The organism is Pelotomaculum propionicicum, from assembly GCF_048984525.1.
In the GTDB taxonomy this organism is placed as follows: Bacteria; Bacillota; Desulfotomaculia; order Desulfotomaculales; family Pelotomaculaceae; genus Syntrophopropionicum; species Syntrophopropionicum propionicicum_A.
The window spans coordinates 193,686-217,612 of record NZ_JBMGJC010000006.1; the positions used below are offsets into that span (position 1 = coordinate 193,686).

Annotated in this window: 25 protein-coding genes; 9 read left to right on the forward strand and 16 right to left on the reverse strand. The window is 45.8% G+C overall.

The annotated features are described in order from the left end of the window. Positions 1-374: 374 nt before the first annotated feature. Positions 375-1,685 carry a S8 family peptidase gene (locus ACOBQJ_RS08625; RefSeq protein WP_421071341.1) on the forward strand — a complete coding sequence of 437 codons (1,311 nt, stop codon included), beginning with the start codon at positions 375-377 and terminating at the stop codon, positions 1,683-1,685. A 16-nt stretch (positions 1,686-1,701) separates the two neighbouring features. On the opposite strand, the gene ACOBQJ_RS08630 is transcribed toward ACOBQJ_RS08625, so the two are convergent. Beyond that, positions 1,702-2,148, reverse strand: a complete 447-nt coding sequence (locus ACOBQJ_RS08630; protein WP_421071342.1) for a CBO0543 family protein — start codon at positions 2,146-2,148, stop codon at positions 1,702-1,704. Between the two features lie 80 nt (positions 2,149-2,228). Further along, positions 2,229-2,765, reverse strand: a complete 537-nt coding sequence (spoVT, locus tag ACOBQJ_RS08635; RefSeq protein ID WP_421071343.1) for a stage V sporulation protein T — start codon at positions 2,763-2,765, stop codon at positions 2,229-2,231. Positions 2,766-2,889: 124 nt separating this feature from the next. On the opposite strand from spoVT, the gene ACOBQJ_RS08640 reads away from it, so the two are divergent. Next, entirely contained in the window at positions 2,890-3,414 is a 525-nt protein-coding gene (locus ACOBQJ_RS08640; protein WP_421071344.1) for a hypothetical protein, read from the forward strand. Positions 3,415-3,476: 62 nt separating this feature from the next. On the opposite strand, the gene ACOBQJ_RS08645 is transcribed toward ACOBQJ_RS08640, so the two are convergent. The 3 genes from ACOBQJ_RS08645 to ACOBQJ_RS08655 form a co-directional block, all read right to left on the reverse strand. Next, a complete protein-coding gene (locus ACOBQJ_RS08645; RefSeq protein WP_421071345.1) occupies positions 3,477-3,680 on the reverse strand; it encodes a cold shock domain-containing protein in 204 nt (67 codons plus the stop codon). Between the two features lie 246 nt (positions 3,681-3,926). Continuing rightward, complete coding sequence (locus tag ACOBQJ_RS08650; RefSeq protein ID WP_421071346.1) at positions 3,927-4,172, reverse strand: thioredoxin family protein; 246 nt, start codon at positions 4,170-4,172, stop codon at positions 3,927-3,929. A gap of 118 nt (positions 4,173-4,290) precedes the next feature. Next, positions 4,291-5,121: an AraC family transcriptional regulator gene (locus ACOBQJ_RS08655; protein WP_421071347.1), complete on the reverse strand. Its 831-nt coding sequence runs from the start codon at positions 5,119-5,121 to the stop codon at positions 4,291-4,293. Positions 5,122-5,338: 217 nt separating this feature from the next. Here ACOBQJ_RS08655 and ACOBQJ_RS08660 point away from each other — a divergent pair, with 217 nt between their 5' ends. The 3 genes from ACOBQJ_RS08660 to ACOBQJ_RS08670 are packed head-to-tail and all read left to right on the forward strand — an operon-like array spanning position 5,339 to position 7,385. Continuing rightward, positions 5,339-5,779, forward strand: a complete 441-nt coding sequence (locus tag ACOBQJ_RS08660) for a C-GCAxxG-C-C family protein (protein WP_421071348.1) — start codon at positions 5,339-5,341, stop codon at positions 5,777-5,779. Between the two features lie 60 nt (positions 5,780-5,839). Then, positions 5,840-6,655 carry a CoA transferase subunit A gene (locus ACOBQJ_RS08665; RefSeq protein ID WP_421071349.1) on the forward strand — a complete coding sequence of 272 codons (816 nt, stop codon included), beginning with the start codon at positions 5,840-5,842 and terminating at the stop codon, positions 6,653-6,655. 1 nt (position 6,656) lies between these two features. Continuing rightward, positions 6,657-7,385: a CoA-transferase subunit beta gene (locus tag ACOBQJ_RS08670; RefSeq protein WP_421071350.1), complete on the forward strand. Its 729-nt coding sequence runs from the start codon at positions 6,657-6,659 to the stop codon at positions 7,383-7,385. Positions 7,386-7,499: 114 nt separating this feature from the next. On the opposite strand, the gene ACOBQJ_RS08675 is transcribed toward ACOBQJ_RS08670, so the two are convergent. The 3 genes from ACOBQJ_RS08675 to ACOBQJ_RS08685 all read right to left on the reverse strand — a co-directional run bounded on the left by ACOBQJ_RS08675 (position 7,500) and on the right by ACOBQJ_RS08685 (position 11,619). Then, the gene (locus ACOBQJ_RS08675) at positions 7,500-9,701 is read right to left on the reverse strand and encodes an adenosylcobalamin-dependent ribonucleoside-diphosphate reductase (RefSeq protein ID WP_421071351.1); all 2,202 of its coding nucleotides are present in this window, start codon (positions 9,699-9,701) and stop codon (positions 7,500-7,502) included. 127 nt (positions 9,702-9,828) lie between these two features. Beyond that, a complete protein-coding gene (locus tag ACOBQJ_RS08680) occupies positions 9,829-10,995 on the reverse strand; it encodes an aldo/keto reductase (protein WP_421071352.1) in 1,167 nt (388 codons plus the stop codon). 336 nt (positions 10,996-11,331) lie between these two features. Beyond that, positions 11,332-11,619, reverse strand: a complete 288-nt coding sequence (locus ACOBQJ_RS08685; protein ID WP_421071353.1) for an ArsR/SmtB family transcription factor — start codon at positions 11,617-11,619, stop codon at positions 11,332-11,334. A gap of 377 nt (positions 11,620-11,996) precedes the next feature. On the opposite strand from ACOBQJ_RS08685, the gene ACOBQJ_RS08690 reads away from it, so the two are divergent. The 4 genes from ACOBQJ_RS08690 (at position 11,997) to ACOBQJ_RS08705 (ending at position 15,836) form a co-directional block, all read left to right on the forward strand. Then, positions 11,997-13,472, forward strand: a complete 1,476-nt coding sequence (locus tag ACOBQJ_RS08690; RefSeq protein ID WP_421071354.1) for a sigma-54 interaction domain-containing protein — start codon at positions 11,997-11,999, stop codon at positions 13,470-13,472. A 423-nt stretch (positions 13,473-13,895) separates the two neighbouring features. After that, positions 13,896-14,264, forward strand: coding sequence for a DUF6864 domain-containing function (locus ACOBQJ_RS08695; protein WP_421071355.1), 369 nt, complete (start codon positions 13,896-13,898; stop codon positions 14,262-14,264). A 32-nt stretch (positions 14,265-14,296) separates the two neighbouring features. Next, a complete protein-coding gene (locus ACOBQJ_RS08700) occupies positions 14,297-15,418 on the forward strand; it encodes a C45 family autoproteolytic acyltransferase/hydolase (protein ID WP_421071356.1) in 1,122 nt (373 codons plus the stop codon). 22 nt (positions 15,419-15,440) lie between these two features. After that, positions 15,441-15,836, forward strand: a complete 396-nt coding sequence (locus ACOBQJ_RS08705; protein WP_421071357.1) for a hypothetical protein — start codon at positions 15,441-15,443, stop codon at positions 15,834-15,836. 118 nt (positions 15,837-15,954) lie between these two features. On the opposite strand, the gene ACOBQJ_RS08710 is transcribed toward ACOBQJ_RS08705, so the two are convergent. From ACOBQJ_RS08710 to ACOBQJ_RS08745, 8 genes are all read right to left on the reverse strand, one after another. Next, positions 15,955-16,824: a hypothetical protein gene (locus ACOBQJ_RS08710; protein ID WP_421071358.1), complete on the reverse strand. Its 870-nt coding sequence runs from the start codon at positions 16,822-16,824 to the stop codon at positions 15,955-15,957. Positions 16,825-16,909: 85 nt separating this feature from the next. After that, positions 16,910-17,653, reverse strand: coding sequence for a class I SAM-dependent methyltransferase (locus ACOBQJ_RS08715; protein WP_421071359.1), 744 nt, complete (start codon positions 17,651-17,653; stop codon positions 16,910-16,912). 226 nt (positions 17,654-17,879) lie between these two features. Continuing rightward, positions 17,880-18,620: a Qat anti-phage system TatD family nuclease QatD gene (gene qatD / locus ACOBQJ_RS08720; protein ID WP_421071360.1), complete on the reverse strand. Its 741-nt coding sequence runs from the start codon at positions 18,618-18,620 to the stop codon at positions 17,880-17,882. A gap of 25 nt (positions 18,621-18,645) precedes the next feature. Further along, positions 18,646-20,019 carry a Qat anti-phage system QueC-like protein QatC gene (gene qatC, locus ACOBQJ_RS08725; RefSeq protein ID WP_421071361.1) on the reverse strand — a complete coding sequence of 458 codons (1,374 nt, stop codon included), beginning with the start codon at positions 20,017-20,019 and terminating at the stop codon, positions 18,646-18,648. Between the two features lie 3 nt (positions 20,020-20,022). After that, positions 20,023-20,589 (reverse strand): Qat anti-phage system associated protein QatB, encoded by a 567-nt coding sequence (qatB, locus tag ACOBQJ_RS08730; RefSeq protein ID WP_421071362.1) that lies wholly within the window; start codon positions 20,587-20,589, stop codon positions 20,023-20,025. 62 nt (positions 20,590-20,651) lie between these two features. Then, positions 20,652-20,852: a hypothetical protein gene (locus ACOBQJ_RS08735; RefSeq protein ID WP_421071363.1), complete on the reverse strand. Its 201-nt coding sequence runs from the start codon at positions 20,850-20,852 to the stop codon at positions 20,652-20,654. Then, positions 20,849-22,789 carry a Qat anti-phage system ATPase QatA gene (gene qatA / locus ACOBQJ_RS08740; RefSeq protein WP_421071364.1) on the reverse strand — a complete coding sequence of 647 codons (1,941 nt, stop codon included), beginning with the start codon at positions 22,787-22,789 and terminating at the stop codon, positions 20,849-20,851. The genes ACOBQJ_RS08735 and qatA overlap by 4 nt, the downstream gene beginning before the upstream one ends. Positions 22,790-23,231: 442 nt before the next feature. After that, a complete protein-coding gene (locus ACOBQJ_RS08745; protein WP_421071365.1) occupies positions 23,232-23,834 on the reverse strand; it encodes a superoxide dismutase in 603 nt (200 codons plus the stop codon). Between the last annotated feature and the right edge of the window lie 93 nt (positions 23,835-23,927).

Consider the following 23,927-nt stretch of genomic DNA (forward strand, 5'->3'; position numbering starts at 1 on the left):
CACATGCTAAATATTTTTACATTAAGTTAAGACTTTAAAACAAAATAGGAAGCCCTTAAAGGAACTTCCCAATATTCCATCAACTTTGCTATGATAATGGTTTGGTTGCCTTACTATTATGCGTATAGGAAAAATGAATAGTCAAAAGTGGCTGCTGGCAGGCGCTTTATGTGATACTGAAAATAAAATTAAATTCAAATAAACAAAATGCGAGGGAGCTAAACAGCTCTCTCGTTTCGTTATATTGACAGGTGTCCACTTACTGTGAACTTTAATTTTACATGACAGAACCGGACGCGGTTGAGTGAACTTTTTTGCAGGGCAGCCATATTATGGCATATGAAGGAATAATGGAAAAAACCGGAGGGATGCTTATGATATTCAAGGAATCAGGCTGGATCCGCTCCCACGCCGCCCGGTTATGCCCACAGACAAAGAAGGCAGCGCTGAAGTGGTATCGCCCGGTTAAATATTTGCCCTGTTTTTTGTATAAACCCTTTAATTATTTAAGACAGCGATTTTACAAAATACCGGTTATTGTCCAGGCAGCAGAAACCCGACAGGGAGAGCACTCTTTTAAAGACCTGGCGGTTTGGGCAAACTGCCGGGTCCACCGGGAACTCCCGCTGATTAACTCGTTTGCCACTAAAGTGACAGCGGGTCAGATGGAAAAACTGCTGCAAAACAATCTCGTCAAGAAAATATGGTACGACCGGGAAGTGAAGGCTGTCCTGGACATGGCGTCCTCGACCGTCCGGTCTGCCCCCCTATGGGAGCGGGACATTACGGGCAGGGGAATAGTGGTAGCTGTACTGGACACGGGTATTTATGCTCACCCCGATCTCGGCGGTCGGATTGTGGGGTTTAAAGATTTTGTCAAGAACAAAACAAACCCTTACGATGACAATGGTCACGGCACTCACGTCGCCGGGGACATCGGCTCTGACGGAAGTCAATCCGGTAATCTCTACCGGGGTCCCGCTCCCGATGCAGGCCTGGTCGGAGTTAAGGTGCTGGATAAAGAAGGCACAGGTACTCTTTCGACAGTTATTGAAGGTATCCAGTGGTGCATCGACAACAAGGAATCACTGGGCATCAGGGTGCTGAGCATGTCCCTGGGCACTACAGCCATAGAGGCTTATAACGACGACCCGGTCTGCCAGGCGGTGGAGAAAGCCTGGACAAACGGTATCGTGGTCTGTGTCGCGGCCGGAAATGACGGGCCGCAGCCAAAAACTATCACTTCTCCCGGCATTGATCCCCTGGTCATTACTGTGGGCGCGGTAGACGATATGGATACGCTTACCTTGGACGATAACCAGGCGGCCTGGTTTTCCAGCAGGGGGCCTACCATTGACGGTTTTATTAAACCGGATGTACTGGCGCCGGGAGTAAACATAATATCACTTCGTTCGCCAGGATCGACTCTTGATAAGGAGAATAAGAAATCAAGGATCAGCAATTGGTACATTCCGCTGTCCGGCACATCAATGGCCACACCTGTGTGTGCCGGTGTGGCGGCGCTGATGCTGCAGATTGACGGTACCCTGCCGCCGGACCAGGTAAAGAAAAGGCTTATGGAAAATACAAACACACTTGTCAGCCTTGATCCGAATATTCAGGGAGCGGGGGTAATCGACGCTGTAAAAGCTGCAAATGCGGGCGCAGGACAAAAAAACAAATAGATTAATGGGATGACGGTCAAGAAAGCTTTTCAAACCTGAATAACCTGTGGTAGTAATAAAACAACGCGAATAACAACCAGTCCGCCAGGTAGGAGCACCATATATTCCACCACTGGTGATATATCAACCTGCCTGTCCTGTCATAAAATAATTCCAGACTAATTGCCGCGCCGGTCCAGACAAACCAGTATGCAGCCATGCGCCAGAATGTCTGCCGCTTCGGCAGCCATTGGATAAACAGGTAAGTCACAACTACAAAAACACCTATATCATTGGCCAGGTGTATGCACATGGGATTCCAGCCCAGATATTGCCACAGTGGGTAGTACTGCCCAAGCATGTCGGTAAGACATCCGAGAAATGCAGCCAAAAAACACACTGGGAATATTTCTCGCCAGCGTTTTTTATCCGAAAAAATTATCCAAACAGCCCAGCTTATAAAAAAAACAACAAGGTGAAACAATTGACAGTCACCCCTGAAGGGACGTTGTTAGCATACAAAATGCCTGTAAAAAGCAGAAGCCCCTCCAGGGGGCTTCCCTTTTAAGACTCCATTTGTTTTGCCAGGAAACCCGCGGCAGTTTCGGCTAGTTTGGTTTCCAGGTTGCCCATCTGCACGCCGGCCTCCTTGGCAGCGATTATGACGGCGCCTAACGTGTCCCCTTCAGCTATAATCGGGGCTATAACTGCAGAATTAAAACTGACATCTTCGTCAATAGTAAGGTAACAGGGCTCATTAAAAACAGCCATCTTCCTGTCGGCCATTACTTTTTCGACGTCAGGGCTTATCTGCTTGTTCATTAGCTGTTTCTTAGGCGCGCCAGCTATTGCGATAATCGTGTCCTTGTCCGCGATACAGGAGATGTGACCCAGTGATTCGTTTAGAGAATCCGCATATTCGGAAGCAAATTCCCCCAATTCCCCGATGGGGGAATACTTCTTCAATATGACTTCTCCTTCCCTGTCAGTGAAGATTTCAAGAGGATCTCCTTCCCGGATTCGCATTGTCCGCCTTATTTCCTTCGGTATCACCACTCTACCAAGATCATCGATACGACGCACGATCCCTGTAGCCTTCAACCTACTTCACCCCTTTTTATTAGTATGCTTACCCATATATGCTTATTCGGATCCATTGAGGCCTTTAAGAGGATTTTTTCGCTTCATCCAGAATGAATACGTATCAAAAACCAGGAGACTTACCATGGTAAAAGAAACTTCTGTTTTAGAAAAATCTGCCCGGTGCCTGTCAGCAAAGTGTCACTTCTTAAAGTTCTCAAAATGCTCATCCCTGGACGTGCCGCTGGAGTCGGTCACAGATTGCTCAAACTGGCAGGGCAGGGAAGGTTTTATTGAAATAAGAGGTCAAAGAATAATTACCGATCCCTATGGATATCTCCATAATTACCCGGAAACTGTTATTAGTTTTCACAAAAATGGGATTTATATTAATAAAAATGTTACCAATTTATTAGACTACTGCAAAACCAACTACCCCCCCATGTGCTGGAAAAATTTCAAACAGTATAATCAGCATATTTACCAGGACGAATATGATATGAAAGAGTCCTACGAAAACACCGATGTTTATATTTCACCTCAGAAGGTAGGATTCTACGACGAAGGAAAATTTATTCGGCTTGACAACATTGATATAAAAAGCTTCGTGGAAAATTACCTGCGCTTTATCAATTATGATTTTGGAAAAGACACGCCGCCAAAAAAATAACAGCCGGCATTGCCGGCTGTTATCATGCGAATCGTTAAATTATATTAAAGAAACCACTTTTTTTATAATTTAACAACATTTGCGGCCTGAGGGCCGCGTACGCCCTGGACAACGTCAAATTCCACGTCCTGGCCTTCGTCCAGAGTCTTGAAACCGTCTGTTTGGATTGAAGAAAAATGCACAAAAACATCTTTGCCTTCCTCGGTTTCAATAAAACCAAATCCTTTACCCGCGTTAAACCATTTTACCTTACCTTGCATGCTCAAACCTAACCTCCTAAATTTACCTTTCGGCGAATCATACAGATATTACTATATACCTTTATGGCGCAAGATACAAGCAATATCTTACACCCTTATATTTTAACCACCCGCTGTCGTGATTATACGTTCCGTTATTATCTCTAAACGATAAGCATCTGGCTGCTCAGAACTTTATTCAACTGGTCCAGGGTGGAGCACTCGAACATGCGGCAGTAACAAATCCTCCCCTCTCATAATGAGATCCAGGCACTAAGTTTGCGCTACTTCAAGAATAAGTTTTTTTATTTCTTGCCGGGTGGGGATTTTTCCGGCGGTCTTGACCTTGCCGTCAATTACTATTGCCGGCAGTGACGTAATCTTGAGTGACTTAATCACCTGGCTGTCGTCCACCATGTCAACGCCTGCCTCCAGGTCCAGCTCAGCAAGCGCGTTGATCACTTCCATCAATAGTTGGTGGCACCGCGGGCAACCGACCCCGAATACCTTGATATCCAAAAAATCACCTCCCACAAATAGAATCTAATTGTTGAACTGAGTACATTCCTGATTGATATGATATATGGTGCTGCAGCCGTAATATCGTATTTTCTTGCTTAAATGAAGTCGGCGGGGGCTATATAATGGAGTATTGGCCCGGTGTTATACCAAACTTCTTCTTAAATGCCCTGGTAAAATGGCTTTGATCAAAAAATCCGGTTTCCAACGCGACGCTTGATACCGGTTTCCCGGAGCGAAGGAGTTCCAAAGCTTTATTTAGGCGAAGCTGCACCTGGTAAACATGAGGCGGCACCCCTATTTCCCTGGTGAACAAACGCGCCAGGTGGAAAGCGCTCAAGTACCCTATGCGGGCCAGTTCCTCCAATGACACGTTTTCGGACATATGGTATTTTAAATAATCACAAACCAGGCTCAAAGAGGTATCGCTGTTACCGGTAGGGAGATCTTGCGGTTTCTCCCGGGCATGGTTCTGTATAAGTTGGGACAGCGTCTCCAACAAAAGGTATTCTTTCTCCAGTTTTGTCCTTTTTTCACCCAGTAATTTGTGGAGGCGGATAATCTTCCGATACAGGGGAGGATCAGTAAATACCCGTTCCGGGAAATATGGCGCCTTGTCTGACAAACCGGTTATCTGATATACAAGCGAAAAATAATAATCCTTTTCTAATCTTATGGTACGCACGGTGTATCCTTTTTCTTCAGCGGCACTGCCGGAATGCACCTCGCCCGGGCTGATTACTTTGACCATACCAGGCTGTATCTCATACTTACAGCCCTGGAAATCCAGGATCCTGGTCCCTTCTTCTATTACTCCCAAACTAAAAACCCAGTGGACATGGCGGGAGAAGACGCGTCTGACATTGATACCGTAAAAGAGTTCTATTTGCGGTAAATCTGAAACACGGTACAGTTTTATTCGCTCTTTTTGATTTAATTTGTCTTCCATCCGGGAGTTCCTTTCCTGCCGGCATAAAGGCATTTATTATAACAGCAAGAAAATACAATATTTGTTTTAAGGAACGTTTTATAATAATGAATAGAGACCTGCAATTCCCTCACCGTATTATATTACTTGTCATCATTATAAGGAAAAAAAAGTCTTTAAAACAATATTAAATCGTCATTCCTTAAAAGTAATTTAAAAATAAGGAGAGTGGTTAAAAATGTCCGACAATGCCAATCAAGTTGTTTCACTGCACAAAGAAGGCGGGCTGAACTGTGCTCAAGCCATGTTGTCAGTCTACGGGGCGGGTTTTGGACTTGACAAAGAAACAGCAATCAAATTAGCCTCGTGCTTTGGAGCGGGCATGGGACGTATGGGCGAAACTTGCGGAGCGGTAACCGGAGCTTTCATGGTGTTGGGCTTAACTTATGAACCTGAGGATCCAAAAGCTCGTGGTAAAGTTTATGACCTGGTAAGAAAATTCAGGGATAAGTTTGTCGCCCGCAACGGTTCCATCCGGTGTAAAGACCTTCTCGGTTATGACATGGATACTGAGCAAGGCATGAGAGTGATTAAGGAGAAAAAACTTACCGCCGCCATATGCCCTAAAATGGACCGTGACGCAGCGGAAATTCTGGAAGAAATACTCTCAGAAATCTAAGTTTTGTATTTACCTCATACCCAAAGAGTTTAAATTCATAAGGGAAAAGGAGGTTTTTAGATGCACAGTAAATTGATGCCTTTGTCTTCAGCGGTAAGCCTGATCAAGGACAGCCAGACCCTGGCTGTTGGCGGCAGTTCTTTACACCGTACGCCTGCAGCGTTTTGTCACAAATTGGCTGCAATGAATAAGACGGCTCTTAAGATAGTCAGCGTATTTCCCGGATACGCGGCAGATGTTTTATGCGCGGCAGATTGCGTTGACACAGTATATTTTAGCTTCTTTGGTTTTGAAAACGAGTTTGGCCTTGCACCCGGATTCCGTAAAGGCTGCCAGGAAGGAAAAATAAAAGCTATTGAAGGTTCATGCATATCAATAATCGCCGCCCTTCGCGCTGGAGCGTCCGGAGTACCTTTTATGCCTGTCGGCGGTTTGTTGAAAAGCGAGCTGTTGGATATGAGGCCTGACTTCTTCCAGGTGATGACCTCACCGTTTAACGGCGAAAAAGTTGCGGCGGTAAAAGCTCTGGTTCCGGACTGGGCAATAATCCACGTCCAAGAGGCAGATGAATTTGGAAACGCGCGTATTATCGGTTCAGGATTCCAGGACGGCCTTCTCGCCAGGGCGGCCAGAAAAACTATTATTACCGCTGAACGGATTGTTGATAATGAAAGTTTTCGTAGAAACCCGGAATTAACCGCTGTACCGTACTTTTTGGTGGAAGCTGTATCATTGTCGCCACAGGGTGCTAAACCAGGTATTTGCTTTAACGAATACGAGATTGCTGATGCCGGTATGCTGAAGGCCTACACAAAAGCCGTTAAAGAAGGTACCTTAAATCAATATCTCACAGGCGACCTGGAAGGGAGGGGATAACATGGAATACGGACAGGCGGAAATGATGTGTGTGGCACTTGCCCGTGAAATTAAAGACAACGACGTTGTTTTTCACGGTGTGGCCTCTCCTGTTCCAATGACAGCAATCAAGCTGGCCAAGGCACTGGGAAAGGACTTTACCTATATCAATGTAACAGGCGGCGTTGACCCCAAATGGGAGGACCCCGCATTCGTAGGGTCAACTCTATCTTCAAACTTATATCTGGGTTCTGTTGCCACGTTCGGCGCTGATGAAACTCTTGACTTTGCCTGCTCGGGCAAGTTGGACATTGCTTTTTTAAGCTTTGTACAGTTAAATCAGAAAGGCGAAATCAACATGTCATATATCGGGGGAAACTATGATAAACCCAAGGTCAGGCTGCCCGGTGGAGCGGGAAGCGCTACGCTTTCTCAGGTTGCCAAGAAAACTTTAGTTTGGAGAACAAAACACGACAAGAACTCCCTGGCAAGAGAGGTGCAATTTATAACTGCTGCGGCAGACCCCGGTAAGCAGTTTATAGTGTTTACCAACCTTTGTGTTTTTCGTTTGGTAAACGGGTTGTTGGAACTGGACAGCATTTTCCCTTACACTACATTGGATGAGGTAAAAGAAAATACCGGCTGGGAAATTACTCAAAAAGAAATCCGGATTTATCAGGAGCCGACACCCGAGGAACTGGCTGCCCTTGAAAAGGTTGATCCAAACCGGATTCGTTACATTGAGTTCTAATTATCGTTAACGGGGTCAGGCTAGACTTATTCATGTATTTGACTTGTTTGCTGGTATTTAACTGCCAACTGTCGAAAATCAATTGTCAATAAGTCAAGCCTGACCCCCCCAAGACTAGCACCTAGACGCACCGCAGTTCCTGCACACGAGGCAGCCTTCCGCCCTTTCCAGGGCCGCTTCACCACACACCTCGCAAATTTTCCCCGTATCAGTGCCTTTTTTATCAGGGCAACCGCCGTTGCAGCGCTGGTCCAGCTCCGCCCTGACCTGGTTAAGCTGCTTGGCGATCGCCGAGGCGCAGGACTTGCCCGGAGAAACCTTTTTGCCCTGGCCCCGGGCCAGCATGTATGACGGGCACGAGTGGGTGCCTTCAAGCTGCTCGGTAATAGTTTCCACAGGGATACCTCCCCGGATAGCCAGGCTGATCAGCCGGGAGGCCGCCTCGGTATAGACCAGGCAGCCGCCGTCAGAGCCGGTGGTGATAAAGGTCTCCAGTATCTCCCCGCTGTCAGGCTGGTAGTTGATAGTCAGGTAGATCTTGCCGCAGCCTGTGTCAAGCCGGTGGGTCATGCCCTGGGCGCACACCGGCCGGGGCAGGATCTCGCCGCGCCGCAGCTCCGCGGCCGGCCTGGCGGCCTGTCCGCCGCCTACCGTTACTGTCCCTTTCTTGCTTCCTTCCCTGAATACTGTGACCCCCTTGAGTCCCAAATCAAAGGCGGTCTTAAAGCAGCAGCCGATATCCTCCGCGGAGGCTTCTTCCGGGAGATTTATTGTCTTGGAGACCGCGTTGTCCACATGTTTTTGAACCGCCGCCTGCATCAGGAGGTGATCTATGGGGGCGATCTCCCGCGCCCCCTTAAATAATACGGCAAGCTCCTCCGGTATGCCTTCCAACCCCTGGCAGGAACCTCTTTCTGCGACGGAGGCCAGTGTTTCCGCCGGAATGTTGTAACCTTTTACGTATTCCAGGAACAGGGGCGAGAACACCTCCAGGTCGCCGGCCACGTTGGTGGCCTTGGTATAAGCCACGGCAAATATCGGCTCCACCCCGTAACCCTCGCAGCCGGCCATAGCGGTTACCGAACCTGTCGGGGCAATGGTAATGCAGGCGGCGTTCCGGCGCCGCGCGTCTGGGTAAAAGACGCTCTTATCCCACAGCGGAAAGCACCCTTTTTCTTCTGCCAGTATCTCTGAGGCGGCATGCGCCGCCTTGCGCATCAGCCCCGTGATTGTCCCGGCCAGTTCCCGTCCCTCAGCTGAATCATAAGCCAGCCCGGCTTTGATCAGCGCGTCCGCCAGCCCGGTAAAGCCCAGCCCAATCTTCCTGGTCGCCCTGGTCGCAGCGGCAATGGCAGGCAGGGGATATTCCGCCGCATCTATGAGGTTGTCCAGGAACCGCACAGCTACGGTGACGGTATCTGCCAGCAGTTCTTTGTCCAACCCACCGCCCGCGGAAATCATCCGGTCCAGGTTGACGCTGCCCAAAAGGCAGGACTCGCCGGGGCTAAGCGGAAGTTCACCACAGGGATTAGTAGCGTTAATAGGGTTCCCGGGGACGGGGTTGCCTTCCTGGAGCCTGTCCAGGAAAATCACACCCGGGTCGCCGCAGCCGTGAGCAGATTCAATAATCATCTCCCACAGCCGGCGGGCCGGCAGTTCCCGGCGCACACCGCCATTGAAAACAAGCTGCCACGGCAGGTCTTTTTCCAGCGCCTCCATGAACGCGTCTGTGACCCCGACTGAAAGGTTGAAGTTGGTGAGGCCGCCGTCTTTTTTGGCCTGAATAAAGTCTGCAACCTCCGGGTGGTCGATGTTCAATATGCCTATAATAGCGCCGCGCCTCACGCCGCCCTGCTTGACCATACTGGCTGAAGCGTCGTAGAGCCTGATCAGTTCAACTACACCGGACGCCTGCCCCTTGGTGGAGCCGACCAGGTCTCCTCTCGGCCTGATCGACGAGAAATTAAAGCCTACACCGCCGCCGGACTTGAATACCAGCGCAGTGTCTTTAAGGGTATCGTACATGGACTCAAGGGTGTCCTCCACCGCGAGCACGAAACAAGCCCCCGGCTGCCAGGGGCGGTCCGTTTTACCCATGTTGGCCCAGATGGGGGTGGAGGGGATGAACAACAGCTCACCAATAACATGGCTGAATTTTTCTTCCCAGGCTTCTTGATTTTCTTTTTCGGCGCCCGCGGCAGTCCTGGCCAGGCGCGCAACAGCTTCCGCAAAGGTTTCATTGACTTGCCCGTTTTCATCTTTCCCGGCGTACCGGGCGTCAAACACTTTTTGGCCGGCCGGAGTCAGCTGCCGCATAAGATTACCACCTTCAGCCATTTTTTTGTTTTTATATATAGAAAAAAATATTGATACAATATGTATTGGTAAAATTATACCAGATAACTATATATTGTGGTCAATATTTTTTTCAAGCTATATTGTATTACTTATTAACCGGGTAAGGCTTGCCTTCCCCTAACACCGCGTGAGCTTTGGGCATCCATTCGCTGATGCTTATTTTCTGGGGACATTTTTCCTCGCACGCTTTACATTGGACACATGAGGCGGCCCGGTTGGCCTCCGCCATATAATTGGCGTATGTGCCGCGGCTGGTTTCAACATCTCCATAGGTAAAGCCATCGTTAAACAATTTAATAATTCTCGGTATGTTAACCTTATTGGGACACGGCAGGCAGTAGCCGCACTTGGTGCAAGGGATCAGGGTCATATCTCTGTAAGTATCCCTGGCACGCTTAATGACCTCTAATTCCTCCGGACCCATAGAGCCTATGCCGGACACGTTCGCTGAGGCGATATTTTCCTCAACCTGGCCCATGGTGTTCATGCCGCTCAGCAGCAGTGACACTTCCGGCTGGTTCCATACCCACTGCAGCGCCCAGTCGGCAGGGGTTCTTTCTCCCCGGCTTTTAAACACATCCAGTACCGGCGCGGGCGGGTTTGCCAGCCTCCCTCCCAGCAGCGGCTCCATGATCACCACTGCCAGCCCCTTGGAGGCCGCGTACCGCAGTCCTTTGGTCCCGGCCTGGTGCTCGGTGTCCATGTAATTATACTGGATCTGGCAAAAAGTCCAGCCATTATACCCGTCAATTATTTCCTGGAAAACTTCATAACGGTCGTGGAATGAAAACCCTATATGACCTATTTTACCGTCCCGCAAAGCTGATTCCGCTCTTTCCAGCAGGTTCAGTTTGAGGACCACGTTGTCCCACCTTTTTTTATCCAGGCCGTGAAACAGGTAAAAGTCTATATGGCCGGTCTGAAGCTTGTTAAGTTGTTCATTCAAATACAGGTCGAAATCCTCTGTTTTTTTTATCGACCAGATTGGTGACTTGGTAGCAAGTTTGACTTTCTCCCGGTATCCGTCTTTTAGTGCCTTACCGGTAACAATTTCACTGTTTTTTTCGTGATATGGATAAGCCGTGTCAACATAGTTGACGCCACGGTCTATAGCGTAACGGATCATCCGTATGGATTCATCCACGTTTATGCTGCCGCTCAGAGGTTTTCCGTCAAGAGTCGGCAGGCGCATACACCCGAAACCTAACGCCGAAGCCTGCCAGTCGAGCCTGCCAAATTTTCTGTACTGCATTCAAAAAGGCTCCTTATTCTAACACGATTTTTTCTTCAGGGTAGCCAACTTAAAGAAATATTATGAACGGGCAGTTTTAGGTCTTGCCCGGGACCAAATTCAACAGCCGCCTTTGCAATGGGCTACCGCCCGGAGCATGTACCTTTTCTTAAGCATTTTATCCCTCCTCTCATAAAATCTGTTTTATTACTTTCCGCCTTCGCCAAGTATAGCATGATCAACTTTGACGTCCATTATTTCACCAATAAACCCGGCATGCAATCCTATTAAGCATTTATTTTGATTTTTGCAGAAATATCGATGTTTAAGGCAGAATTAACGAAAAATTAAACAGTCTTATTTATCGTTAATCACCCCCGGCGCGTAGAACTTTAATATGTCAACCTGCAGGCGGTAGATATGATAAGTCCCTTCTTTTCTGAGTTCCAGCAGCCCGCAGTCCGTGAGCAGCCTGATATGGTGTGAAAGGGTCGAGCAGGCTGTAACGTGAATATGTTCAATAATATCCGAACAGCTCAGTTCTTTGTGCTCAAGCAAAAGCTGGATAATTTTCAGGCGGGTCGGCTCTCCCAGCGCTTTATACACTTTTACGGCTTCCCGAAATTTACTATTTTGAAAAACCATTACACCCCACCTAAATCTATATTTCTATATCTATCGAAATAACTATAACACGATCCGTTAAGGTTGGCAATTATTGTTTTTAAAATTTGCTTTTAAAATTTGTTTTTTACCTCTCTTTTTCGTCATAAATGTGTATTTAGTGCTAAAATAGAATAAAAACGAAAGAATTTAATATTTTACCTTTAATTTTTCTATACCCTGGTCCTAAATGTAAATTTATTAATTAAAACTATTTTGGGAGGTCAAACTTAAAGCTCTTATTATTTCATTTGAATATATAAGCCGTGCTTGCCTAAAAGAGCAGATAAAATGCCGGTGCTGGCACGGTTTCGCTAAAGAGATTGTTTGTTTTTTGTTGTAAAGGGAGAGAGAGAAGCATGCATAAAAAGAGGGAAGTCCCGCATCCTTTCGCTCTGGAAAATATGGGGGATTTAGAGGCGCGCCGTTTTGCCATTGAACTGGAGAACATTCTGGAAGCCTCCCACGACGGTATCTTTATCATTGACGGAGACGGCCTGATCCTGCTGGTAAACAGCGCCTGGGAGCGTATCAGCGGCATCCCCCGGGATTTTGTCCTGGGGCATAATGTCCGGGACATGATTGAACAGCAGTTCTGGTCCGATTCCGCGGCTATCAAGGCTCTGGACGGCAAGAATAAAGTCACCGTCATGTTCACAATGAACAGGGGCAGCAATGTGGGACAGAGGATTATGGCAACAGCCATACCGGTGCTGGATAAAGGGGGGCAGATCAGCCGGGTAGTATGCAATGTCAGAGATATAACCGAAATTGTCAGCATAAAGAACCAGCTGGAAACCACCCAGCAGCTGAATGAAAAATACGCTGCCGGATTGGCGCAAATATGCCTGCACAAGACATTATCTAACGACCTGAAAGGAGTTGTCGCGAGCAGCCCTGCAACCAAACGGGTCCTTGAAATGGCCGCCCAGGTGGCCAAAGTTGACTCCACCGTTTTTCTGACAGGTGAATCCGGAGTAGGCAAGGAAGTTATCGCCAATGTCATCCACCACCTCAGCCACCGCAGCCAGGGGCCGCTGATAAAAATAAGCTGTGGGGCCATTCCCGAGTCTTTGCTGGAGTCCGAGCTGTTCGGCTATGAAGCGGGCGCTTTTACCGGAGCAAGGAAACAGGGAAAACTGGGTATGTTTGAGCTGGCCGACAAAGGGACCCTGTTTTTAGACGAGATCGGTGACATCTCCACAAACCTGCAGGTTAAGCTGTTAAGAGCGCTGCAGAGCCGCGAAATTATGCGGGTGGGCGGCCTGAAAATGATTGGGGTTGACGTCCGCATTGTGGCTGCCACCAACAAGGACTTGTTGAAAATGGTCAAGGCCGGGGATTTCCGTGAGGATTTTTACTACCGGCTCAATGTGGTTTCCATCCATATACCTCCCCTCAGGGCACGAAGGGAGGACATCCCTTTACTGGCCCAGAACTTTTTAGAAACTCTGAACCAAAAGTACCATCTGAGAAAGAGTTTCTCTGACGGAGTTATCGACAAGTTTATAGTCTACAACTGGCCCGGCAACATCCGGGAGTTGGAAAACGTAGTCGAGCGCATGGTGGTTATGACTGATGACAATGAGCTACAGGTAAATCACCTGCCGGATTCCATCAGGATGTACACTGATCAGGACGAAGAGGTTTCCTATTTTCAGGAACCGCTGCCATTAAAAATCGCGGTTGAAAGGTTTGAGAAGGATTTAATCAGAAATGCCCTGATTAAATACAAAAGCACACGAAAAGCCGCCCGCTCGCTCATGGTCGACCATTCCACCATAGTACGCAAGGTGAAAAGATATAACTTGACCAACTGGATGAAACAGGATTGAACTGCCGGCAGCATATTGCCCAAGGGCGGTTTTTTTTATGTAATTTTTAAATTTGCTGATAGAATATGACCCTTTTTTTAAAAAAGTGGTGCGTTTACCCACCGGGTGGTGCATTTAATTAAACTTAAAAAAGGCCAACCGGTATCAATATCAAAGCACTTCCAAGCATAAGGTCCCCCCCTTGGTGCATTTATACAACTTTTATGCATGCCCGGCTAATATTTAAAGCCGTTTGAGGCCCTAATTCGGGGCGATCAGGCTGGCACGGGATTTGCGGCATAAAACTGCAGCATAACTCAAGGGGAGGTGGCGCCTTTTTAAAAAAGACATTTATTAATGGGCGGGCTGTACTCTTAACTATCGGCTAGAGTGTACCCGTCAAGCAGTTTCTTGCGGACTATCTAATGAAGGCAGGTATTGCGTGTGAAGATTTGGGTCGGCGAATATGAAGTCCTGTCCAGCGGTATGCTGATTGCCTTAAAAAACCAGCCGGTTGTTTTTCAACTAAATGACCAGACAGTTCAGCTTATGGTCAGGTTCTTTTTTGAGGACACCGAATATGCCGGGGAACCGCAAATTAACATACGCTCCTGCGGAACCGACAGACTGGATATTGTTTTCCGGAACTTCACCGACATGCTGGGAGACGGGCCTTCGGAGGCCTGGGAACTGGGAGGTATAAACCACAGAAAACTGTACCTGGCCTGCCGTGTTTCCTCCATAAATGAAAACCGGGATAAAATTGTGTATTACACCTGGTACCTGGGAGAGCGCCTGCCGGAAAAAGATTAGATTATTTTTATTGTTTTGTTTAAGGGAGAGAGATGAGAGAGAACAAAAGATTAACTATTGTTGACTGCAGCGGTACGCCGTATCAAATCGGCCTGCAGTACGGGCGGGCCTGCAGGAAAAGCATTATCAGATCTATCCGTATGAATGTGGGAGGATCTGTTTACAACGGCAAGGTCGGCAGAAATGAAATTTTAGCCAACGCCAATCAATTTTTTCCTCTGGTAAAAAAATTTGATCCATATTTAATTGAAATGCTGGAAGGGGTAGCTGAAGGCGCCGTCGTCCCCCCTGCAGAGGTCTTTGCTCTCCGGTGCATGCTGGAACTGGATTCTTTCTATAACAATATCGCCGGCTTTTGCACCTCTTTTGCCGCTGCCGGCAAGGCTACCAAAAACGGCAAGACCATACTCGGCCAGAACATTGACTCATTTCCGGGCACCCCGCTGGACCTGCTGAGAATACGCCACTCGGACGGCCTGGAACAATTGACCCTGTCCCTGGGCGGGGTAGTGGAGTACACCTTGAACTCCGCCGGCTTCGGCATCTGCGCCAATTCCCTGCTCACAGCCCTGAAAAAAGAGAAATACCGCCAGGTAATACCTGTTGGCTGCTACCTGCCCAGGGTGATGAGGCAGCACAGTATCAAAGACGCCCTCGGCATGCTGGGCCGCTGCGCGCGGGGTACGGCTTATTATCACCTGGCCGGCGCGGAAGGCTGTATGGCAGGCATTGAAAGTGTATTTGACGAGATCAATATATTGGTGCCGGAAACAGACATGCTGGTCCATACCAATCACTATCAGACCAGCCGCTTCAAGCAGGACGACCTGGCAAATTTAATGCTGCCGGACAGCTATTTGCGCTCGCGGAGGATGTGTGCGCTGATGCAAAAAAACTACGGCAGCATTACAAAAGAACTGATGATGGAAATACTGGCCGACCACGACAATTACCCAGACTCGATCTGCCGCCATACGGATAAAACAAAGCCGGCTTTTATAAACTCTGAAACACTGGCCTCCATTATCATGGTCCCCGAGGACGGGACAATGTATATTTCATGCGGAAACCCTTGCCGTTATGAATATGAAGAATACAGACTGAAGGGGGACATGGCGGTGCTGTCGGATTTGCCCGCAGCCGCCCTGCAATAAGTCCCCGGGGAAGAGGTTGACCATGATAAAAGAAAAAGGAAATCTCCTTGTTACCTTCAGGCCTGGAGAAGTTACCGGCTCATACAGCAAAAAAGAGGGCGCCCTCAGGGACATCTGCTGCAAACTGGGGGGGCTGGACTATAAAATTTTTGATCCCTACCTCCTTTATTCAAGCCTGGCCGATACCGGGTTCCTGGTCAGGGCTGAAGAATACAGTTCAGATGGATATTGGACCGTATCCTTTTATTATCCAAGCGGCAAAAACGAAAACAGAATAAGGAGGACGATCATAAACTTTATTCTGGATGAAGCTAAAAACGACCCCAACCTTTTTGACAACGGCTACGCTGTCGTAATTGACGTTGACGGCAGCCAGAGCCTCCGTTCTGTAAGAAAGCGGGATAAAAAAATAATTTAGCAAAAAAAACATATTCCGGACAGATAACCGGGGGTGGTACTTCAGCCACCCCCGGTTCTCCGGATTTTTGTGTGAAACAGGTAAAAATGTTGCGTAATAGCTATTTATAGTTATGCTCTTATGCGCGTATATCAAATTTTACAAAGAACGTGTTAATTACAAGGCAGGACAAAAAGAATACCGCCACATCTATACCGCTTCGCAAAAGCATCTGTGGCATGACACCACTAAGAATCAACCCCATAAAGCTATTAAAAATTATCCAGTTTACTCCTATAGTCAGTACAGCAAGTTTGAAGGACAGTAATAATTTGTTCTGTTCTCCGGCTAATACCGGATATAAAACCACATAACAACATCCCAGCACCATCCCAAATAATATTGTCCATATGTAACACGGAATAGGATATGTATTGCAATTGCTCGTTATTATACCTGTTTCATAGCCAATTGCCCGCTCAGCCAAAAAAGCAACCGTAATTAAGGCAACCGCTTTAATTTTTTCTGTCCCGCTTAAGGTTTGCACAGGTAAACGGGTTTTCCAATTGTCCAATGTAAAATAAGCGACTGCCACGCATAGCAACAGCGCGGGTATTGCATCGCCCACGCCTATGAAGAATTGATAACTGACGAACGCAAACCCCCATTCGCTGAAAGGAGAGGCCTCCACAGCTACTTCCTGCATCCCAAAGAAATAAAGGATTGCAAAGGCTAACCCAAAACAAATTCCAATTTGCAGTTTGGGGGCATTTGACTGCTTTCCAATATATCGCATTACAACGACACAGTGTGTAAACAGCAACACAAAGTAGGAAGCCGCAACTACAGGAAATCCTAAAAGCTTGACCAATACGCTGTCAAAATTCTCTTCATTTACACCAGCGGGCAAAACGGCATGAACTATTATCGTAATGGACGCTGCAAGAATAATAGCTAGTGCGCTAACAATAATTGCCCTTTTTGCGTCGGCAGCTTTTTCTATCATCACATCATGATCCCTCATTGAATATGCGGATTATATAATAATCGGAATATCCACTTACTAGCAAACTCCCATTATGCTCATAACCGAATTATGTAGCAGTTTCAGCAACAACAATTAGACGCCAACTGTTTTTGCTATATGCACTCATATCATAATCGCCATAAATCTGAATGTTGATAAAACCCGCTTGTGAGAGCAATCTCCTATAATCTTCATCAAGCAGTATCCTATAAACAATGTCATATTGATTGGTTTCCAACCGATGTACACTATGAAACAGGTCCAATATATGAATCGTTTGAAATTGATTATCATGTTCTTTAACAAAAATTCGAGAGAAGTCTTCCCGGTTTACGACCACCTCTATTGATGGCAAAGATAATGTGAAATGTGTTGTGCCCTGCGTCAAAACTAGCAAACCATGTTTATTTAATCTGTTTTTCATAGAACGTAGAGCCAGCAATAAATCTTCATCTGTATGTAAATGGGGTAATGCTGTTGTTAGACATACAATTGCATCAAAGGATATATCAAATTTATGTTCCAAGAATCGAAAATCACACTGACATAATGGAATATTATGGTTTCTCTCTCGCAGATTTCTGTTTGCTACCTCAAGCATAGATTCCGAATAATCTGATCCCAGAACATCGCAACCTAACTGTGCTAACATATAAAGGTGCTGTCCTGTCCCACAGGCACAATCCAAAACGGTTTTGACTCCATATTCAGAAAAGATTTTATTTAGGAAAGTTTTTTCATCACCTAAATACTCTTCTATTGGGCCGAACTCATCATAATCATAAGCAAATTTTTCATATATATCTTTCATCTCATCCCTCCTATCAAACATCAGGTTTCTATCACTATAAGGCCTGCAAATTCTATTTTATAAACAATAAGAAATTCACTTGTGTTCGTTCAGATTCCCATTATTAGCCTTATCAGAAGCTTAAGTATAAGCACTCAATTAAAGTGTACATTAACATTATAGAACTGTGACAGCATACTGAGATGGCCAAAGCAGAAGAGGTAGATCCTTACGAAACAATTTAGTGTCATAAATATATTTCAAGTAATCTACGGCTTGTTTCAAAAATACGCCTCGATACTTCGTTTCCCTTTATCAAATTTAACCCATTCAGACAGTGAGTTAAACTTCTCTTGAGTTTCTCAACCGTCTTTATATCTGAAATGAACGGAGCATCAGATTCTAATAATAATCGGTCGACAGGAACTTTCTGTACTATCGACCGCCCATTTGGAGAATTAAGCATATACTCATTGACTGAGAAAAAGCAGCCAAGTTCTATGGCTCTATCAAGTTGTTTTAATGTCCCTGAATACCAATGCAAGATACAATTATTATGTTTTGTGCAATCGTATTTTTCCAAAATATCCAGTACTTCTTTACCTGATCGGACGGAATGGATTGATATAATTTTCAACGGTGATCTTTGGCACCACCCGATTATTAGTGAGAAAACATCAATCTGACGTTCTTTGGAATGATAAAACTGTTTGTTGAAATCTAGACCTATCTCACCAACAAATCTGGTTGAGTGTATATATTTTTCAACAAGAGCGAGCTCATGGATTCTATCGAAGACAAGCTGCGGATGTAATCCTAAAGCAACTTGGACATTAGAAAAACCAGCGAGCTTTTTCTTTTCAATCTCATATGCTTTTGGCGTTGTTGTCATCGTCAATAGATTGATTCGTTCCTCCAGAGCCGCATTGCTGAATTCTTCCATGGATTTCATTAAATCTACATGGCAGTGCATATCATAAATATTCATAATTGATCACCACACCATATCTTCGCTATTCTTCTTTTTGTTTTAAACTCTCACTTTTGGAGCTTTTTGTAATGAAATTATCAACTTCCAATAGCCCTCTATGATATACATCCGATAACTCCTGCAAATAATCGTTTTCGCCAGAAAGAGGACCACTCTTGTGTATCAAAATTTTAGCTAGTTGCGGTTGCCTTTTGATTTTACTAATAGCAACTTGGAAAGAACGAAGCTGCGCACCTTTTCCTTTTGAGTGATTAGCGGCTATTTCTAAAACGCTTTCTATTAAATAAGGGGTGCTGTCTTTTCCCTCTTGGAATGCCTTATTCATTGCTGCCCGACGGATGATACAGGGAATGCAATACCCGCAGTGTTGAGGAGCAGCGCCACTCCATCGAGCTTTCTGCGGGGAAGAACAGGAAATTGAATCTTGTATCACCTGCAGGAGAAAATCCTTATTCAAACACGCGACAGCCATTTCGCCTTTTGTCATATTCCAGTATGGATTTCGAACAGATAAATCAAGCCCTAATCCATTTAATACCTGATTCCACGAATCCAAGTAGAAAGGGTGTGTCGTCCGTGTACTGTGCGAGCCAATACGTAGTTCTTCCAATGGGACATTCAATGCTATCAAGCCATTTTCAGGAACTTCCAGGGTCGATACACCCTTCATCCCACTTATGGCAAATACACCAAACGCCATGAATAGAAACGACCGACTCCTCGTTGTGTTTTCATTCCCCCCGCCTGGAATAAGATTTTTCCTAAAAACCATCCATAAATCGAGGTAAAGCGGATCAAGATCGGGATATTTACATTGGAACTGAGTTAACAACTTGCTTTGGGCATTTTTTGTATGAGCTTCACTTGCGTGACTTATTAGAGCGGTTTTATGATAATTTTCCAAGTGATTGATCGTCCCAATCAGGCTATCCATTCCGCCGGAGAAAAGGGTAACCGCGTCAAATTCCGGTAGGGGGATTTCAACTTCAGGTTTCTCCGCAAGTTCCTCGTCTCTTTTTCTGAACGATATTATCCATCTGTCTCCTGTCAGGAAATTGAGCATCCTTGTAAACAACCCTTCAAGAGGCGTCCATTTTTCAAGGTTATAAACAGGTAATTCAATTGCGATTTCTCTCGTCCAGCTGTCTTGCGAGTGGAGTCTCCGAGAAATCCGAGTATCGGCGAGATAGACTAAACCTGCGAGGCTGAGAATATCGATCCCATCTTCGGTTGGATATATACTATTTTCCTTCATCTTTTTCATGGCTTGACTAATCCCATATTGAAGGTTGTCATCATCATCCCTGAAAGGTACGATAACAGCTATATAATCCGCTCTATTTGTCGACGCGACTTCTTTGTGAACATAATCGCCGACAAGAAGATAATTATTCATACGCTATTCCTCCAGTCCTGATAAAATATCATAAGCTGTGCGATAAATTGAATCCACTATGGCTTTTGTTTGTGATGTATCTATGGAACGGATATCTATATTCAGCTTGGAAACCGAATCTGAAACCGCTCCCTTTATGTAATCCTTGAGTTGTCCCTGAAGGCTCTCGACTTGAGCGACATCCTTGGGTAAGGCGAATAATTTGTTCCCGATGTCATTGACAAGCCTTTCCTCAATAACATTAGCCATATAGATTTCCGTAAAAGCAAGAAACTCAGGCGGGGTGAGAGATTCAATCGTCCTATTCTCCCAATCAGGCAATGTGGAAAGCGCTTCGATATAAGAGTTTCTTGTAATTCCTTCATCAGTACTCCCACCGTCAGGACATACAAAGTCCATTATACGGAGCAAAACATCAGACGCGCTTTTCCCGATAATATCCCCAAGCTTATAATCTCTGCTTGTTTCCGCTACGCCGCGATTTACTAAACTGCTGAATACGGAAACCAGTCGGGCAGTGCTGTTTCGTGCCGAACCCAACCGGGTAGTCGCGTTTTGCGATCCCCCCAACGAGTGCCGAACGTAATTAGATGTAGCCCGATGTAAATTTCCGCCTCCACTGCCACCGCTATTTACATATCGCGTAAAATTACTGCGAGGAGCTGAAAAGCGTTTGGGGTCAGCCGGCTGAGGTTGTGCCGGTTGGGGCTGCGCTGGGTGAGATTGCCCTGGCTGTTGATCGCCATCATTATCACCCAACCAGGAAGGTACCAGCGGCGTATTGCCGTTTTGTCCACGGTTACTTGTTGAAGTTCCCATATTTCACCCCTCACTTCCGTGTATTATTCAAAGCCGCCTTCACCAAGACGTTACCTTCTTTTGACAGGCTTACATAATACTTACTTAAGCGTGATTTCGAATTTTCGGTAGTTACGCATTTATCCCATCCGCTGCAAATCCAAACTCCAACTCTCTTACAATCAAACGTTTCGATTAATGCAATTAAGGACGGCTCTAAATCGCTATGGTGTAAAACAAGCGCCTTAATGCCTTCAATACCTTTCGGCATCATAGCAATATCACCATTCTTTAGAATCTTTGATGATAGAACCTCAAAGACTTTCCTGGCATCTGCAGGAGACAATGCCTTAATCTCATCATTGGCACTTGCTATGTTCATTGTACCGCCCATGAGCTTACTAATGAGAATCCGTAGCTGATCGGACTTAACCTGATCAAAGAAAAAGTCTTCTTTTTCTTTACTGGCAAAAAAGTATGGACGTAAATCAATTTCACCCAATAAGGGTTCACTGGACACCCATGCAGTAAAATCCGCATTATTTTCCCAGGGTTCTAAGTCTTTGTTTTTTTCAGGCTTAGGCACGACAGCCAGGGGTTTGGGTATTTCTGATTTTGGTTTTTCCGTATCCTCAGCCGATATTTCAACTTCTTTAGTAGGTTCCAGGAGCTGTATTTCAAAAGTGTGAAGCAAATCACACCTTCCGTTGTCATCGGTTAAAGCGGCTATTTTCTTATATTCGTCGAGGAAGAAATATTCCGCGAGCATCATTTTGGCCAAAATGGGGATTTGAATGGAATCTCCAAAACCTCTTGCTTTAGCAATTTTATCCCGTAGCAGCAACATGTTGATAAAACGCTTGACTTTTCGCGGATTACCTTGGGTGTTCTTCGCCAATATATCCGCTATCTGGTTCGATACGGTTATTTCATTTGATACATAAGAATATGTTTCGCCAAGAGCTTCTTTAAGCTGTTCAATTGTGAAGCCTAAATTCTGCCACGGTTTCTTCATTTTATCAACCGCAACGGATAAGAGCTTTTTAAACTCCGCGCTATCCTCTTTTAGACATGATCCTATCAAAAGTAACGTTATGTACATTCCAGACTCGATTTCACCCAGGGCGGGAATACGAAACGGTACTTGAATCAATTTCTCTAAGTAACGCTTCGAGTATTCAAATCCCGTCCGGATGTCGCCGTCAGCGGGCAAATCATGAAAGTGATTGCGAACCGCGTACTCGATCATTGCTTCGTCCGCAGCTATTACGAAAGCTGTGGAGTCAGAGAACATAAACAGACGAACAGCCTCCAATGTTTCGATTGTGACCTTGGGCAGGCATCTGTCCAAATCATCTATGAGCACCACAAGCTTTTTAATCTTTGATTCTGTTAACAGATCTTCAAAAGATTTTTGGAATTCGGAGAATTCCTTTGCAAGTGAATTGTCCTCAAATACTTTGGCGTCCTTGAGATATTCGCCCACGCTTTCAATTGCGGTTGTTACTTTTTCTTTATCGGTCACTGAACCTTTCAGATTATCCATCAAGTTGTTTAATAAGCCAATGGGGGGAATGCCAGTAGCGGCAGAAAAAGCTACGCTACCTGCGGCTTTTGCCACGCTGAGCCAGTTGATGTTCTTCCAGAGTTTTTTTAATATGATCTTTGCCTCTGCGGATGGTTTGCGCTTTTCCGTTAATTCGGAAACAATCGCGCTCATCAAGGCGATCTTGGCATCTTCGAAACCTTGATGTTTCCAACCGTTGAATCGTATACACTCGATGCCATCTTTTTGCTTTGAAAGCTCATCCTCAACCATCGCTAAGATGCTCGATTTTCCAGCGCCCCAATCACCATGAACCCCAATAGATATAGGACGGCCGTCACACTCTTTAATGAGTTCGGCAACTGTCTTTGCAATGGCGTGATTATTTAGCATATCAATTTTGGTTTCATTATCTGATAGAATCATACCGAAATTTAATATCCTCCCTTTTATTGATTAACCTCATAAAGTTTTAAATTGCAATAATTGGTGTTTTCAACTTCACCTAATAGACATTAAGGGTATGGATAATGATAACTAAGTTTCTTGCTTCTACCTTTTATGCCATATTTCCTGCAGAACTTTGTCGTAAATTATTCTGTTGTAACTACTCTCAGCACACTGACTATAAGATGAACACTAACGTTTAAAGACGTTCATTTTTGCTTTCTGATTTGGTCGAGAGCTACACATGGGGTTTAAACTTGTATCGGTTATAACACTATCTACCTGCAAAAAAAATTACAGGATCATTTCCTGTAATCATGCGGACAGCCTCCCTTGACAGTGAGCACTGCCCTTAGCACATATATTTTCCCCTCAAATATTATTTTCTCCTACTTCTTAATAAAGTCTTCAGTGTCATTGATCAACATTCGCAAGTGCATTTGCACCTTCCGTTGACTCCATCCCAGTCTACCAGGTTCCACCAGGCTTCCACCCAGGCGGCGCGCTTATTCTGATATTTCAGATAGTAGGCGTGCTCCCAAACATCCAGCGCCAGGATGGGCACAACACCCCACATGGTTAGGTTCTGGTGTTTTTCGGCGGTCAGGATCTCGAGCTTGCCCAAAGCCGGGTTGCAGCATAAAAGAGCCCATCCGGAACCCTCCACCGCTATCGCCGCGGCTGAAAACTGCTTCTTGAAATTGTCAAAGCTGCCGAAATCCCTGTCGATCATCCCTGCTATTTTACCGGTGGCCGGGCCGCCCCCGTTCGATTTCATGCTTTCCCAGAATAATGTATGTAGAATGTGGCCAGAGCCGTGAAAAGCCAGCTCCCTCTCCCAGTGCTTAACCAGGCTGAAATCTCCTTTTTCCCGGGCTTCAGCCAATTTTGCGTCGGCGTTGTTGAGCCCGTCCACATAAGCCTTGTGGTGGGCGTCATGGTGCAGTTTCACAGTCTGCTCGTCGTAAAAAGGTTCCAGGGCGTTATAAGCGTAGGGAAGTTCCGGCAATTGATATTTTGGCATTTTATTACCCTCCTAAAATATTTAGTAATATATTTACCCTTGAGGACAAAAACTTACTTATCTACCTCCTCTACTAAATTTCATCATTTATTT